Genomic DNA, 16,022 nt, shown 5'->3' on the forward strand with positions numbered 1-16,022 from the left:
ACACTTTTTCATGATCTTGTTGATCACGTCTCCCGTTTCTTTCGCTACGAATTCATATCCGTTAAGCTGACCAACTATGTCAAGCCGGGATATTACAACTGCCGGAAATCACAAAGTGAGAGGCAGCAATGTGGAGGATACCAAACGGCTGTATCGGCTTGTACATATTCGGTCAAGAAAATTGGAAAAAGGGGCGAATACAACGTATATCAAGTTTACGGCAGATACAGTTGTATTCAAACTCTTGCAAGGTCGTGAATTAAACGAAATGAAAGTACTGGAATCCTGATCATAGCGGTATATTCTTCAAGTTATGGGGGTTACACTGAGGCGAGCAATGAGGTAATGGGGCTTTAAATCCGTTATCTCATTACAAAAAAGTGGACCTGCAAAACGAGAGCCGGATCGGGTACTTCATATAGTTCTATTTTAAAATTCTATTATCCGAGAACGACTTTAACGAACTATTAAATTAAAACTCAAATCGGAAACAGGAGGCAGCCTCGTCTCTTGTTTTCCTTTTTATTGCCGAATGATTTGAAATATTTGGAGGGGAAGATATTGCGATCTTTATTAAAAGTCCTAACATTTAGTTTTTTAGGACTCATCCTTTTTATACCTTCTGCTCTTGCAGACAACACAGCAAACAGAATTGCAGGAAAAAATCGATATGATACAGCGGTGCAAGCATCAAAAAAAGGCTGGTCAACCGCCAGCACCGCAGTCATTGTAGGCGGAGGAGCTTATGCGGATGCTATTTCTGCGGCGCCGTTTGCCTATCAAAAAAATGCACCGCTTTTATTAACAAATGCAAATAATCTGTCAAGCGAGACAAAATCTCGTTTAAAAGAATTAAAGACAAAAACCGTTTATATCATTGGCGGGTCATCAACCGTATCCCATACAGTAGAAAATCAAATTAAAAGTCTTGGAATCACTGTCAAAAGAATTGTCGGGAAAAACCGGTATGATACGGCAGCAAAAGTGGCAAAATCCATGCCGAGCACTTCAAAAGCGATTGTCGCAAATGGCTTTTTGTATGCCGAACCGATAGCCATCATACCTTATGCGGCTAAAAATGGCTATCCAATCTTGTTTACAAATAACAGTACACTCAATAGTTATACAGCTGATGCGCTCAAAAGCAAAGGGATTAAACAGACATATGTTATCGGAGGAAATGGCAGTATAAACAGCACATTATATAAAAGACTCCCATCGCCGATCAGAATCGGAGGAGTAAACCGCTACGACATTTCTGTGAATATTGCAAAAAAGCTTACTCTAAATACAAGTAATACTTACGTCAGCAATGGGTATTCTTATGCTGACTCTATCGCCGGAGCAGCTCTTGCTGCGAAACAAAATAAAGCGATCATCCTGACAAACGGGGAAAATTTATCGAAAGAGCCGAGAGCTTTTATCGGCAATAAAAATATCAAAAACTTCTCTGTTGTTGGGGGAACTTCTTCTGTCACCTCAAAGGTTATGACCCAGCTTAAAAATCCGGCAGTCGGTAAAACGATTTTCATCGATCCGGGGCACGGGGATCAGGATCCTGGTGCAATCGGCAACGGTCTGCAGGAAAAGGACGTCAACCTGGATATTGCTAAACGGCTAAACAGCAAACTGAACAGCGCAGGAGCTATTCCGGTAATGTCACGGTCAAACGATACGTTCTATTCGCTTGAAGAACGGGTGAAAAAGGGCGCCAACGCGAATGTCGATCTGTTCATCAGCATTCATGCCAATTCATATACATCTTCATCACAAGGCACTGAAACGTATTATGACAAAACATATCAAAGCGCCAACAGCCAGCGGCTTGCTGAATTAGTTCAACCGAGGGTCGTCAGCGCGTTTGGAACAAGAGACAGAGGCGTGAAAACAGCAGGGTTCTATGTGATTAAGTATTCGAAAATGCCGAGCGTTTTAATAGAAACCGCTTTTATCACGAATTCGTCTGACGCAAGCAAATTAAAAAGCGTTACGCTAAAGGATAAAGCAGCAAAAGGAATCAATGATGCTGTTTCAGCATACTATAGATAAAAGGAGGGCTTGTGAGTCCTTTATGTGAAAAAAGGAGCCGAACTTCGGCTTCTTTTTTTATATATTGAAATATAGTATGATTATTCCATTAATTCAACAAAAAGGAGCGGACAGTGATTAATGTTTAAAGAAAAATAAACAAACTTACCGAAAAATCACACAATTAATACTCTTTAACAAGCCCTTTACAATGGGTTTACGTTCATATGCTACACTGACGCAGAGATCACAAAGAAGAACCAAACCAATCGTGAGGTGTATGTCAGTGAGTATGGACAAAAGCTTAAGAATGTATAATGAATACTCAAGCCAGCATATCTATTCTTGTGCTCTATCTGAAAAAGCAGTGCGATATTTGAATATCAAACGGGCAATGGATATCGTCCTATCACTCATCGGTCTCGCCATTACACTGCCGGTGATTCTGTTATTCTGTATTTTGATTTCTATAGAGACTCCTGGATCGCCTTTTTACCGCCAGGAACGCGTTGGAAAAGACGGGAAGCACTTTAAGCTGATTAAATTGCGCTCTATGAGAATCGATGCCGAAAAATCCGGTGCGAAATGGGCGCAGAAGGATGATCCGCGCATCACTGCAGTCGGGTCTTTTATAAGAAGAACAAGAATCGATGAACTTCCGCAGTTGATCAATGTTCTGGCCGGAGATATGAGCCTTGTGGGACCAAGGCCTGAAAGACCGATGTTTACCGCTCAGTTTCACCATGAAATTCCGGGATTTAAAAACCGCTTAATTGTTAAGCCTGGGTTAACGGGACTTGCACAGGTAAACGGAGGCTATGATATCGGTCCGAGAGAAAAATTGGTGCACGATCTGTATTACATTCGGAATTTAACGTTTCTTCTCGATTTGAAGGTTATGCTGAAAACGATTAAAGTAGTATTAACCGGCGAAGGAGCCAGATAATACGAGGAAGTTAGGAATATGCTATGTCTACCATTACGAAACAAATATTAAGCGGTGCAAAATGGACAAGTGTTTCAACTTTGATCGTCACGGTCATTCAAATTATACAGTTTGCACTGCTCGGCAATATCATGACAATTGCCGAATTCGGTTTGGTCGGAATGCTGACCACCGTAACGATTTTTACACAAATTGTACTCGATATGGGATTCGGGGCCGCTTTAATTCAAAAGGAGGACATCAGTGAACGCCAATTATCGACCTTATATTGGCTGAATATCCTAACGGGCATCCTTTTGTTTATCGGCCTCTTTTTCCTGAGTCCGTTCATCGCAGACTTTTATCAGCGGGACGAACTGGTTTTTCTTGTGCGGATTTTGGCCATCATGTTTTTGATCGCCCCGGTCGGCCAGCAGTATCAATATATGCTGCAAAAAGATCTGAAGTTTAATGTGCTGAGCAAAATAGAAGCGGGTGTCACCGTTTTGTCATTTGTGCTCCTGCTCGTTTTGGTTTTTCTGATGGATCCGATTGTGGCCTATGCATTGTCACAAGTTTTTCTTAATTCGGTTAAAGGCATCATGTTTTTTGCTGTATATTTAAAAAAATGGCGTCCATCTCTCGTCTTTGCGTTGGGGGAAGTGAAAGAATTTTTCTCGTTCGGCGCGTTTCAGCTCGCTTCAAGGCTTGTAAACAGGCTTGGCGCCAATATCGACATGATTTTGATCGGACGGTTTCTCGGTGCGGAAGCATTGGGAATCTATAACCTGGCGTATCAAATTATTACGATTCCCGTATTAAAAATCAATCCGATCGTGACACGGGTAGCGTTTCCCGTCTTCTCAAAGAATCAAGGGAACAATCAAACGCTGCGCGAAGGCTTTTTAAATATGACAAAGCTTCTCTCGCTGATTTCATTCCCGCTTCTGATCGGACTGATGACTGTTTCAGATTTATTTATTGAAGTCGTCTTCGGAGAAAAATGGCTGCAGGCCGTACCGGTTCTGAATATCCTCGCGATTGTCGGGCTGCTCAGGGTTTTGATGAATCCGAACGGATCGGTTTTGCTGGCGAAGGGGAGAGCAGACCTGGCATTTTATTGGGACAGCGGGATCATGCTCCTTTACGGGCTGTCTCTTTATGCGGCGGTATTAACGAAGGATTTGACGATCACCGCCTGGACCTATGCAGCGATCAGCTTGATCAATTTCTTTATCGGCAGATGGCTGCTCAAATATGTCATCCAGCTGAAGATGGGCGAATATTTCAGAACCGTTGGAAAACCGCTGGCCTTGACACTGCTCATGGCATTGCTGGCTCTTGTCTTGAGCGTCGGCAGCAGACATCTGCTTCACGGCGCCATGCTTCAGCTGGCAGTTTCCGTCGGAATCAGCGGAATTTTTTACGGTTTTCTGGTCAGTAAATTTTATCGGCGGGCTATGAAGATCCAATTAGGAAGATGACAGCAGAAAGGGCGTTTCATCATTGAAGGTTCTTTGGATTACCAGTGTTTATCCAAGCAGTCAAAAACCGGGAGAAGGCGTTTTTCATGAAACACAGGTTCAGGCGCTGCAGATGCAGGGCGTTGATGTGGCGGTCATATGTCCATCACCTGTGAACCCTGCTCCCCTCAGGCTGCTGAAAAAAAAATACCGTCAAGCACGAACAGTCCCGGAATATGAAGAAAGAAAAGGCATCCCGGTCTACAGACCGCCGTATACGGCTCTGCCTGGACAGCTAAAATGGGCTCAGCCGCATCGCCGGATTGCAAAGTCCGTATTGAGGACGATCGAGAAGCACGGGCTTGCGCCGGATCTTATCCATGCCCATTTCGCGATGCCATCCGGGGGTGCCGCTGCCGTTGTTTCACAGAGGCTGAAAGTTCCTTATGTTCTGACTTTGCACGGAAGCGATGTCAATATTTATCCCCAATACAGCAAAGGTGCATTTCGAGCATTTGAAACAGCTGTGCATTCCGCGGCTAAAGTTCTGGCTGTCAGCGATGAGCTGAAAGCCAAAACAAAAGAAATGACCGGTGCTGAATGCTCGGTTCTTCCTATCGGCGTCAACCTGGACCGGTTTCAAAAACCCTCCGCTTCAACATTTGAATTGAGGGAGAAATTCGGCCTGCCGAAAGACAAAAAATTGCTGACGTTCGTCGGCCGCTTGGTGAAAGGAAAAGGAGTAGCCGAGCTGGCGGAAGCGGTCAGGCAGCTTGATGACAGCTACAGAGCTGTGTTTATCGGCGACGGACCGGAGAAGCAGCACATTCGTCAAACCGCCGGTGAAAAAGCGATATTGACGGGGCAGGTCGCAAACCATGAGATATCAGAATATCTGGCTGCATCAGATCTGTTTGTGCTTCCTTCGTATTCTGAGGGGATGCCGACTGTCGTCATTGAAGCGCTCGCCCTCAAGGTTCCGGTGCTTTGTACGGCGGTCGGAGGGGTTCCGTCTTTATTCGGAAAACACGAACATCTGTTGATCAAGCCGCGCTCTGTCTCCAATATAATAAAAGCGGTTAAGGTATATATGGAGGAGGGAGAATGGAGGAAAAACATTGCTGAGGAGCTGTATCAAACTGTGTGCAAGGATTATGATGCAAGTAAAAATGCTAAAGCATTAAAAGAGAAGTATGAAGATTTATGGCGTCGGGAAAAAAATTAAATCTGTACGAGAAATCTAGAATAAAATCTAATAAAGGCTTTGTTTAAAGCAGCAACATTGCGTCCATGATGAAAAATATAAGAGAAGAGAGACGCCTGGTTTTTATTAAGATAGAAATAAAAATCATCGCCTAATAAAGCTATTGGATTGAAGGGTTAGCTTAAGGAAGGGGAATGATGATATTGAAAAGAATCGCTGTTATTGGAACAGGATATGTTGGGCTGGTATCTGGAACTTGCTTTGCTGAGATTGGAAATTCGGTTGTCTGTTGTGATATAGATGCCGAAAAAATTAGGAGTCTCTCTGCAGGTATTATGCCAATTTATGAGCGCGGCCTGCAAGAGCTTGTGGATAAAAATGTGAATGATAACCGTTTGTTCTTTTCAACTGACATTCCCAAGGCGATAAAAGATTCGGAAATTATCTATATAGCAGTCGGGACACCGATGTCAGAAAATGGAGAGGCAGACCTGAAATACGTAAAAGAAGTTGCTGAAACGATTGGAAAATATTTAAACGGATATAAAGTCATTGTTAACAAAAGTACAGTTCCTGTTGGGACAGGAAAGCTTGTCCAATCCATTATCGAGCAGCATACCAATGGCAAACATCCGTTTGATGTCGTTTCAAACCCTGAGTTTCTTCGTGAAGGAACAGCTATTTACGATACGATGAATATGGAAAGAGCCGTCATCGGTGCGACAAGCGAAAAGGCTGCTGCAATTATTGAAGAGCTCCATAAGCCTTTTCAAACGAAAATCGTCAAGTCTAACCTTGAAAGTGCAGAAATGATTAAATACGCTGCAAATGCATTTTTGGCTACAAAGATCTCGTTCATTAATGATATCGCGAATATTTGCGAAAGGGTCGGAGCTGATGTATCAAAGGTGTCTGAAGGTGTCGGATTGGACAGCAGAATCGGCAATAAATTTTTGAAAGCCGGAATCGGCTTTGGCGGCTCTTGCTTCCCTAAAGATACAATGGCTTTATTGCACATTGCGAAGTCAGTCGGCTATCCTTTTAAAATGATTGAAGCCGTTATTGAGACGAATCAAAAGCAGCGCGCCCACATTGTGCAAAAGCTCCTTGATGTGTTTGGCGATTTAAACGGCATGACCATTTCGGTTCTTGGGCTGGCATTCAAGCCGAATACAAACGATATGCGCTCGGCGCCGTCTCTGGATGTCATTCCGATGCTGAGAAGCCTTGGTGCTCATATTAAAGCATACGATCCCATTGCAATTCCGGAGGCAGAACGCTTACTGGGAGATCAGGCCATATACAGCAACGATTTGTATGATACTGTAAAAGATACTGATGCTTGCCTCATTTTGACAGATTGGCCTCAGGTTAAAGAAATGGATTTTAAGAAATTGAAAACATATTTAAATCGTCCTGTTCTAATTGATGGACGTAACTTGTTTAAACTTGAAGATATGAGAAGAGAAGGATTTATTTATCATTCAATTGGCCGCCCTGGAGTACAGGGAGAGAAAAGCTTAACAAAAGTATAAAACGCGGGGTGTTATCAATGGAAAAAGTACTAGTGACAGGCGGATGCGGATTCATCGGCTCGCATATCGCTGAACAGCTTCTGAAAGAAAATTACCGGGTTTCAATTCTTGACAATTTAACTACGGGACACCGCTCCAACATTGAAGGTCTCGCGGTTGACTTTTATGAGCAGGATATAACAAAGCCGGAAGTCATCGACGTCATCAAAAGCATTGATCCCGATTATATTATTCATTTAGCTGCACAAGTAAGCGTGGCGGAGTCTGTCAGCGATTTTTTAAATGATGAAAACATCAATATCAGGGGATCGCTCCATATCATTAAGGCAGCGGGTGAATGCAGCGTGAAAAAGATCGTCTTTGCATCATCAGCAGCTGTTTATGGAGATCCTGAATATCTGCCTGTCGACACCCGTCATAAAACAAATCCAGGCTCACCCTACGGGCTGACGAAGCTTACGGTAGAGAACTATTTAAAGCTGGCCTATGATTTGTATGGAACCGAGTATTGCATTTTGCGGTACAGCAATGTATACGGGCCGCGCCAGGACGCAAAAGGAGAGGGCGGCGTCGTATCGATTTTCTCCGATTTGCTGACAAGCGGCAAGGCTCCGGTGATTTTTGGAGACGGAGAACAATCGCGCGATTTTATATATGTCGGTGATGTGGCTTCCGCCAACGTCAAGGCGCTCAGAGCTCAATCAAACGTTTGTTTAAACGTTTCGAACGGCTTTTCGATCACGGTCAATGAGCTGTTTGCAGAGATGAAAAAAGCGACGAACTCGGCGCTGTCTCCGATTTATCAAGATGAAAGGCCGGGGGATATCCGCCACAGCACACTGAGTAATGAAGAAACAAAGAAAATTTTAAACTGGGAACCAAAAATGCCGCTCGCTGAAGGACTGGAAAAGACCATTTCATATTATAAAAAAGAAATGAATACGTAAATCACTGGCTGCTGGCTGATGTCGGCAGCCCTTTTCCAGAAAGAAGCGGAAGGAGGGGGCAAAATGAGTCTCAAACGTTTCGCGGTCAATGTTTTGGTTTGGCTCGCCGCATTGACCGCAGGGTTAGCATTCGTTGTATTGGCCCAGTCCAATGCAAAAAAAGTCTTGTTAGCATGTCTGATTTTGATTGCGCTGACTTTGATCATTGTGCTCCGGAAGTATTTGTCGTCCGAGCAATTGCTGATGCCCGTATTATATCTGCTCATCGCTGCAACTTTTGCCAACAATGCTTTTTTTACGATTAAATTAGGCTTTTTCAGCCTGTTTCCATATCGAATTCTTCTGATTCTGGCAGGATTCTTATTCATAGCGGAAATGTTGAAAGGCAGCCAGCACCTTGAAAAGTGGAAGCAGGTGCATGTTAAAGGCATTTTGATGTTTTTCGCGTTTTGGTTCTGCTATGGAATGATTTCGCTGCTTTGGGTCAAGTCTGCTACTGAGGGCGTAAAATATCTGTTCCTATTGGCAATGGGAATGTTTTTTGTTTTTCTGATTGTTATGTTTTTTCAAAAAATGGATCGAATTCTCGCGTTTTATTACATATGGCTGGTCATGACCGTATTTTTAATGGTCATCGGGTTTTACAACCACTTTACATTAAACCACCTGCCGAGCTCGACCCTTTATAACGGGCCGCACTATAAACAGCACTATCCGACATCCGTTTTTTTCAATCAGAATGACTTTGCGACATTTCTATCCATCAGCTTTTTCTTTTATTTATCTTTTTTCAAAAACATTAAAAACAGCTACTTAAAAATAGCGGGGCTGCTCCTTGCATTCTGTTCGGCCTACTTGATTTTCCTGACAGGATCAAGAGCCAGCATCCTGGGAATTATAGCCGGACTTGCCGTTTATGCGTTTATTTTGCTGCCGAAGGTGCTTAAAAAATGGGCGCTCATCGCCGCAGCTGCAGGATGTATCGCTTTTGTCACACTGTTTGCAGGAAAGATCACCGGAGCTTTTTATACATACTTTTTGGCTCCGCAAACTACACACGATTTCAGCGAGCCGCTGCCATCCAATGTCGCCAGGGCAAACTTGTTGAAAAACGCCGGGCATTATGTGCTGGATACCTACGGATTCGGCGTTGGCGCCGGCAATGTACCTTATTATTTGGAACATCACGCATTGTTCGATACAGACCGGGTCGTGGAGGTTCATAACTGGCTCGTAGAGATCATGACGAATTTTGGAGTTGTGATGATGCTCGGTTATTTAACGATGTACATTTATTTAATAACCGTGCTTTACCGGTATTATAAAAGATCGCTTGGAAAGCGGTACAAGCTTCTCATTGAAGGTTTGACAGCCGCGCTCGTCGCCTTCCTTGTATCAAGCATCAGTCCGAGTTCCGTCTCGAATCTATATTTCCATTGGGTGTTTCTCGCCCTTGTGATTGCGACGGTTAATACCTTTAGAGTCAGCAGAACGGATGAAACCGAACAGTATAGGTGATTTTTGAAAATCGAATTTAAAAACAGGGAGAAATTCATGTGATGAATTTAATCAAACGTATTGCTGGTAGAGTGAAAAAGTTTATTGTGGCGATTATTGCGCTTCCTCTTATTCTTGGTCTTGTCGGCTATTTTATGCCGAAGGGGAGCGTTGCTCCGTCCGATTACACGGCTACTGTAACGATATCAACCGGGAACTATGGAGAAGCGAAGTACAACAATGCAAAGCAGGTGCCGCTGCTGTTGAAAAACGAAGCCTTTTTAAAGGACATTTTCCCGGATATGCCGGAAGAGGATCTGGCGCAGTTGAAAGACGATCTGGCGATTGAAATCAGAACGGATTCACTTTTTAACTTAAGTTATACAGGGCCTGACAAACAGAAAACATTGGATACTTTAGGAAAAGTTAAAGATGCCTATATGAAAGGCGATAAGGCGCTGTTTTCAAAAAGGGAAGAAGTCATCGAAAAGAATATAAAGGCGCTTGAAGGCGAAACAGTCAGCGCTGATTCCAAAGTTGATAAACAGCGGTTTTTGTATGAACTTGAAACAAGCAAGCTTGATATGAAGGCTGCTGAAGAAATTGAGCCCTTGATCGTGCTGGATAACCAGGCTGCCGGCATGTCGCCTAAAAAAAGAGCGGTATTAGGCGTACTGATCGGTTTAGCGCTGTCGTTTTTTATCATTGTCGTTCCGGAAGTATTCAGAGAACGTTAAATTTTTAATTGGGGATGTGGATCAGGACCATGACGAGGCAAAAACCTTTAATCTCTGTCATTACGCCTTCCTATAACGCGGAGGAATTTATCGAAAAAACCATTCAGTCCGTCTTAAATCAGACGTTTTCCGACTGGGAAATGATCATTGCCGATGATTGCTCAACAGATGGGACAAGAGACATTTTGAAGCGCTATGAAGAAGATGATGAACGGATCCATGCCATTTTTCTGAAAGAAAATCAAGGCGCTGCAGCGGCTCGAAATGCAGCGCTCAGCAAAGCCGAAGGGCGCTATGTCGCCTTTTTGGACAGCGATGATGTGTGGAAAGCAGAAAAGCTGGATAAGCAGCTTGCCTTTATGAGGAAGCATCAGCACGCTTTCACATTTACGGCATACGAGCTGATCAGCCAAGACGGCGAACCGCTTCATAAAACCATTCATGCACCCGTCAGCCTTGCATATGATGATGTATTAAAAAATACGATTATCGGCTGTTTGACGGTAATGATTGACAGAGAGCAAACGGGTGATATCCGGATGCCGAATATCAGAACCCGTCAGGATTTGGCGACATGGCTGTCCGTATTAAAGCGGGGGTTCAAGGCATACGGACTGAACGAACCACTCGCCGAATACCGCATCGTTGAAACATCGATCTCCAGTAATAAATGGAAGGCGGCGCGAAAAACCTGGTATGTGTACAGGGAAATCGAACGCCTTCACTTGATGAAAGCGACATGGTGCTTTTTCCATTACGCTAAGAACGCAGTAAAGAAAAGATTATAACGGCATTGACAGAAAAGGTGATTGAAAGTGAAAGCAGATCAAATCATACACGTCATAGTAGCAACAGGTGAATGGGGGCAGGATCAGCTAAGATACAGAAGGCACCGCCTTGCTGAGTTTTTGGCCGGCCGCAAGGAGACGAAGGAAGTCATTTGGGTCTGTCCGTCTGAAAATCCTTCCCGAGAGACATTTACATTGCTTGACAACGGAATCAAGCAATTTGCAGTCAAAGATTTCTTGAAAAAGAAAATATTCAGGTTTGCCCGCTACAAGGATGTTTTCTATCAAAGCAAGCTGGAGCCGCTGCTTGACCGGCTGAAAGAAGACGTTCAGGGGGAAAAGGTGTGCTTATGGTACACATTCCCCGGTTTTCCGATGCTGTCCTCACTTTATCAATGGGATCAGGTCTTCTATGACTGCAGTGACCTGTGGGCGGCACCGATCAGCGGAAAAAAAAGCCTTGTCTCAGGATTCAGGCAAAAGGTCATTTCTGAAGCCGAAGGCAGAATCATCAATGCAGCCGATATGATTTTTTGCACTTCCGAATATTTGAACCAAAACATAGCTGACCGGCTTCAAGGAGAAACAAAGCCGGTTTTTACAATCGAAAATGGTGTCGAATACAGCTTGTTTGCGGAAAATAAGCAAAAAGCCGATGTATTGAACGGAAGGGAAGGCACCGTCCTCGGCTTTATCGGCGGAATTAAGCCAAAGCTCGATTTTAAGCTCATCAAAGAAGCTGCCAAAACCAAAAAAGAGTGGACGTTTTTATTTGTCGGTCCTGACGGGACAAACGGAGACGAAGATTTTAAAGCGCTTCTTGAAGAAGAAAATGTCATTTGGACGGGGCCCGCTGCGCCGTCGGAAGTACCGGCTTATATGAATGTAGTGGATATCGGGATCATGCCGTATAAACCGTCGCCATATAATAATGCGGTATTCCCTTTAAAGCTGTTTGAATTTTTAGCTGCCGGAAAGCCTGTCGCCGGTATGAACCTTCCTTCAACAAAAAAGGTTGAACAGGAACACGTTTACCGTCATCTAACAGGAAACGACCCCGTTGAATTTACAGCGCTGTGTGAAGAGCTGGAGCTTGCGCATGAAGATGTCTCCCATGTTGAACTGCGCAGAAAGATCGCACATGAAAGAGACTGGCATCATTTATTTTTATCGATGCTTGATAAATTGAGCTTGAATAAAGATGCATAATTTGCGGCGGGGGATATTAATTCGTGATGTTTCTTTTGGCTGGAGCTTGTTATAATAAATAATGAAATTGTATAATGAAAAGGTATGATCTTTAATACGACCAGACTTCATTTAAAAAGGAGACTTCCTTATGTCTTATGAACGCACTATACTTGCGTTTTTTGTCTCTCTCATTACTGTTTTAATTATTACTCCGCTTGTCAAACGTCTAGCAATCAAATCCGGGGTCGTGGATCAGCCGGATAAACGAAAGATACATGATAAAGTAATGCCGAGAATGGGCGGTTTAGCCATTTTTATAGGAGTATTGACCGGTTCGCTTGCCGGCGGCCTTTATGAAAACAGAATAACAGCAATTACACTCGGTGCTTTTATGATTGTCATTTTGGGCATTGTAGATGACAAACACAATTTAAGCGCGAGAATTAAATTTATCGTTCAAATATTAGTAGCCTGCATCATCGTCAGTACAGGCTTAAAAATGGAATTTTTATCGATTCCATTTTGGGATCTTCGCTTTGATTTGGGGTGGCTCGCATACCCTCTGACGATTTTATGGATCGTCGGGATCACCAATGCCATCAACTTAATCGACGGATTGGACGGACTGGCTGCGGGTATATCCGTCATCGGCCTTTCGACGATTGCCGTCATGGCTTTTTCTGCCGATAAAATCTTGATCTTCTCTCTGTCGCTGGTTGTCATCGGAAGCACGATCGGCTTTCTGTTCTATAACTTCCACCCGGCGAAAATTTTTATGGGAGACACGGGCTCGCTCTTCTTGGGCTATGTGATCTCGGTTCTGTCGCTTCTCGGACTGTATAAAAGCGTGACCCTGTTCAGCGTCGTCATTCCAATCATTATATTAGGAGTGCCGATATTTGACACGACATTCGCGATCATCAGGCGGATTTTAAACAAACAGCCGATTTCGGCGCCCGACAAATCGCATATTCACCACAGGCTAATGGCCTTTGGACTGTCCCATCGGAAAGCCGTCATCGTCATTTATTTAATTGGCATCGTCTTCAGCCTGAGCGCCATTCTTTTAAAAACCGCGACGCTCTGGGTGTCCATCTTCATCATCTTCGGCTTAATCCTGTTCATGCAGATCATCGCAGAAGTGACAGGCCTTGTAAATGAGCAGTACAAGCCCTTTACGAAGTTTTACAGGCGGATGGTGAAGAGGAATTAATGCGTACAAAAACCCCTGGATTCCAGGGGTTTTATTATTGCTGCAACTCAGGAAGCCTCACAAGCGGTTGGTTGATTAACCAAAAACTCTATGAGAAGGAGGATTTTTTATGGATGATCATCACCTTGGACAGATCGAACAAATTATGAAAGCACTCTATAAATCCTGGTCTTCAGATTCAAGTTCAAAATGGAGTCAGGATAACCCTGCGAAGGGACAATGCGGCGTAACCGCCTTAATCGTAAATGATCTATTAGGTGGAGAAATAAGAAAAACAAAGCTGCTTGAAGGGTGGCATTTTTATAATGTTATCAATGGTAAAAGATATGATTTAACAATTTCCCAATTCAAAGAAGACATCCTGTATATGGATGTTCCCTCAAATAGAAACGAGGCATTCTCAGATACCAACGAAAAACAGTATAACTATTTAAAACAAAGTGTTATCAATCAATTGTCTTTTTCAAAAGAAAGGGGAACCCTTAATATATAAAGAGTTCCCCTTCATTTTATTCGATTATGAATTTCACATTCAACAGAGCCAATCAATAAGAAGAAGCAGCAGACGATTCAGCTGAGCTGTCTGTCCCGCCAGCGGTTGCGGAAGATTCAGACGATGTTCCGCTTGAATCAGCGGTTGAGTCCGGATACAAGTGATGGGTCAATTCATTTTGCACGTTTGCAAGGTTTTGCTGGTCAGGCTCAAAGTAGTAAACATCAGCGATCGTAAGATCTTTTCCTGTGATGTTTAATGTTTTTATATCATCACCAGCAAAGCCGCTGTAGATTTGCTGAAGCGCCAGAGCCTGTGTGATTTTGAAGTTTGTCTGAATGTTTTTGCTTGCTTTTTGGGCTATTTTATCAATTTTAGCGAGGTTTTGCGGTTTTGAGATTTGATCAAGAACGGCTTTTAAGATTTGCTTTTGTCTGTCGTTTCTCCCGAAGTCTCCCCGCTTATCCTGTTTTCTCATCCTTGCGTAGGCAAGAGCTTCCTCTCCATTTAGATGCATGTTCCCTTTTTTAAAATAGATTCTCTTGGATTTGGAGACATCGCTTTTTTCGCTGAAATCAAACGGGACGTCAATATCGATTCCGCCGATTTCATCGATGACATCTTTGAACCCGTCAAAATCGACTGTTGCATAGTAATCGATCGGGATTCCGAGGAAGTCCTCTACCGTCTCGATTGTTTCATCCTTGCCGCCTTTTGCATAGGCAGCATTTATTTTTGTTTTTGTGCCGGCTGTGTCACTGGCCAAATGCACCCTTGTGTCCCTCGGAATGCTCAGCATTTTCATCGACTTCTTTTTAGGATCGAGCGTCACGACAATCAGGGAATCCGTCCGTCCGTGCTCGCCGTTTGTCGAATAATCTTCAACTCCCATAAAAAGAATCGAAAACGGCTTTTTTTGAATATTAACGACATCGTCCCTGAGCTTTGACTTCTCTCCGCGTTCAAGCTCATCATAAGTGCCGTCAGCAGCGGAAATCGTGTTAATAATTTTATATATGCCCACTCCGCCGACTACGAGAAGTGCGAGCAGCATAAGGACTATAAACCGTTTAATCAGCTTTCTCTTTTTATTCTTTTTTTTTCGCACTTTCACTTTAATACGCTCAGCCATATAATAATTCTCCTTTAATTGTTAAAAGCTTCTTCCAAATAGACTTGAATGCCTTCTCTATTCTCACTCTTGCCATTTGTTAATTCGGTTATCCATTCCGTAAATGCCTGTTTTTCACTTTCCTTGACATACGTTTCAAATTCGACATCGTCGGCATAATGAATGTCTTTTATTTGATAAGGGGACTCGCGAAGCTCGTTTTCAAGCTTGCCGAGCCATGTATAGTTCACTGTCGTGTGCATCACCCGCATCAGCTTTCGTTCGACAACGCCGACATGGTTCAGCCCCTCTGACACGGATTTTCCATAAGCCCGTATCAGCCCTCCAGCGCCGAGTTTAATACCGCCGAAATACCTCGTCACAACGGCGCACGTATCTTTAAGGTTGCGTTTCTTCAAAACTTCAAGCATCGGAACTCCAGCTGTCCCGCTCGGTTCTCCGTCATCATTCGCTTTTTGAATTTGATCATTTTCTCCTATGACGTAAGCCGAGCAATTATGCGTCGCATTCCAATGCTGCTTTTTTATGTGATTGATAAAGTTCTGTGCTTCTTCTTCAGTACTGACGCGGCTTAAGTGACATATAAACCGGGATTTTTCAATCACGATTTCATGGGTCCCTTCACCTGCAACAGTGAGATAACTTTGCAGCATGCCTGCTTACCTCCTGACAAGCCATGCGGCTGTTCTCCTAAAAATCGAACAGACTTAGAATTTTGGCGCGTATTTTGTTATGATTAAATAGAAATGGATCGGTAACCATAAAAAGACCAAAAAACCAGAATACGCATTCTTTCATTATAATTCGACACGAATTTCAGTTCAATGAAATTTATGATAAAAGTAAATGACAATGCTGTTACGGAGGGA

At 43.4% G+C, this 16,022-nt stretch carries 15 protein-coding genes and 1 pseudogene; 14 read left to right on the top strand and 2 right to left on the bottom strand.

All coding sequences use genetic code 11. The annotated features are described in order from the left end of the window. The first annotated feature begins 76 nt into the window (after window positions 1-76). From M1D90_RS02775 to M1D90_RS02840, 14 genes and pseudogenes are all read left to right on the top strand, one after another. A complete protein-coding gene (locus M1D90_RS02775; protein ID WP_456283122.1) occupies window positions 77-289 on the top strand; it encodes a hypothetical protein in 213 nt (70 codons plus the stop codon). Between the two features lie 101 nt (window positions 290-390). Further along, window positions 391-471 (top strand): annotated as a pseudogene (locus M1D90_RS02780) (hypothetical protein); the annotation flags it as partial. A gap of 90 nt (window positions 472-561) precedes the next feature. Then, entirely contained in the window at window positions 562-2,049 is a 1,488-nt protein-coding gene (locus M1D90_RS02785) for a cell wall-binding repeat-containing protein (protein WP_456283123.1), read from the top strand. A gap of 289 nt (window positions 2,050-2,338) precedes the next feature. Then, window positions 2,339-2,974, top strand: coding sequence for a sugar transferase (locus M1D90_RS02790; RefSeq protein ID WP_206761246.1), 636 nt, complete (start codon window positions 2,339-2,341; stop codon window positions 2,972-2,974). A 23-nt stretch (window positions 2,975-2,997) separates the two neighbouring features. After that, window positions 2,998-4,437 (top strand): teichuronic acid biosynthesis protein TuaB, encoded by a 1,440-nt coding sequence (gene tuaB / locus M1D90_RS02795; protein WP_456283124.1) that lies wholly within the window; start codon window positions 2,998-3,000, stop codon window positions 4,435-4,437. A gap of 22 nt (window positions 4,438-4,459) precedes the next feature. After that, a complete protein-coding gene (gene tuaC / locus M1D90_RS02800) occupies window positions 4,460-5,641 on the top strand; it encodes a teichuronic acid biosynthesis protein TuaC (protein ID WP_023856404.1) in 1,182 nt (393 codons plus the stop codon). A gap of 182 nt (window positions 5,642-5,823) precedes the next feature. Next, entirely contained in the window at window positions 5,824-7,155 is a 1,332-nt protein-coding gene (gene tuaD / locus M1D90_RS02805; RefSeq protein ID WP_023856403.1) for a UDP-glucose 6-dehydrogenase TuaD, read from the top strand. A 17-nt stretch (window positions 7,156-7,172) separates the two neighbouring features. Further along, entirely contained in the window at window positions 7,173-8,102 is a 930-nt protein-coding gene (locus tag M1D90_RS02810) for an NAD-dependent epimerase/dehydratase family protein (protein ID WP_023856402.1), read from the top strand. 63 nt (window positions 8,103-8,165) lie between these two features. Further along, window positions 8,166-9,620: a teichuronic acid biosynthesis protein TuaE gene (gene tuaE / locus M1D90_RS02815; RefSeq protein ID WP_023856401.1), complete on the top strand. Its 1,455-nt coding sequence runs from the start codon at window positions 8,166-8,168 to the stop codon at window positions 9,618-9,620. A 41-nt stretch (window positions 9,621-9,661) separates the two neighbouring features. Continuing rightward, window positions 9,662-10,336 (top strand): teichuronic acid biosynthesis protein TuaF, encoded by a 675-nt coding sequence (gene tuaF, locus M1D90_RS02820; protein ID WP_128822153.1) that lies wholly within the window; start codon window positions 9,662-9,664, stop codon window positions 10,334-10,336. A gap of 29 nt (window positions 10,337-10,365) precedes the next feature. After that, window positions 10,366-11,124: a teichuronic acid biosynthesis protein TuaG gene (gene tuaG, locus M1D90_RS02825; protein ID WP_023856399.1), complete on the top strand. Its 759-nt coding sequence runs from the start codon at window positions 10,366-10,368 to the stop codon at window positions 11,122-11,124. A 21-nt stretch (window positions 11,125-11,145) separates the two neighbouring features. Then, window positions 11,146-12,333: a teichuronic acid biosynthesis protein TuaH gene (gene tuaH, locus M1D90_RS02830; protein ID WP_023856398.1), complete on the top strand. Its 1,188-nt coding sequence runs from the start codon at window positions 11,146-11,148 to the stop codon at window positions 12,331-12,333. Between the two features lie 130 nt (window positions 12,334-12,463). Then, window positions 12,464-13,528 (top strand): glycosyltransferase family 4 protein, encoded by a 1,065-nt coding sequence (locus tag M1D90_RS02835; RefSeq protein ID WP_025810697.1) that lies wholly within the window; start codon window positions 12,464-12,466, stop codon window positions 13,526-13,528. A 109-nt stretch (window positions 13,529-13,637) separates the two neighbouring features. After that, the gene (locus M1D90_RS02840; RefSeq protein WP_023856396.1) at window positions 13,638-14,021 is read left to right on the top strand and encodes a YunG family protein; all 384 of its coding nucleotides are present in this window, start codon (window positions 13,638-13,640) and stop codon (window positions 14,019-14,021) included. A 52-nt stretch (window positions 14,022-14,073) separates the two neighbouring features. On the opposite strand, the gene M1D90_RS02845 is transcribed toward M1D90_RS02840, so the two are convergent. Next, a complete protein-coding gene (locus tag M1D90_RS02845; protein ID WP_023856395.1) occupies window positions 14,074-15,153 on the bottom strand; it encodes an LCP family protein in 1,080 nt (359 codons plus the stop codon). 14 nt (window positions 15,154-15,167) lie between these two features. Then, window positions 15,168-15,806: a YigZ family protein gene (locus M1D90_RS02850; RefSeq protein ID WP_023856394.1), complete on the bottom strand. Its 639-nt coding sequence runs from the start codon at window positions 15,804-15,806 to the stop codon at window positions 15,168-15,170. Window positions 15,807-16,022: the final 216 nt, after the last annotated feature.

The organism is Bacillus sp. JZ34 (assembly GCF_053903205.1).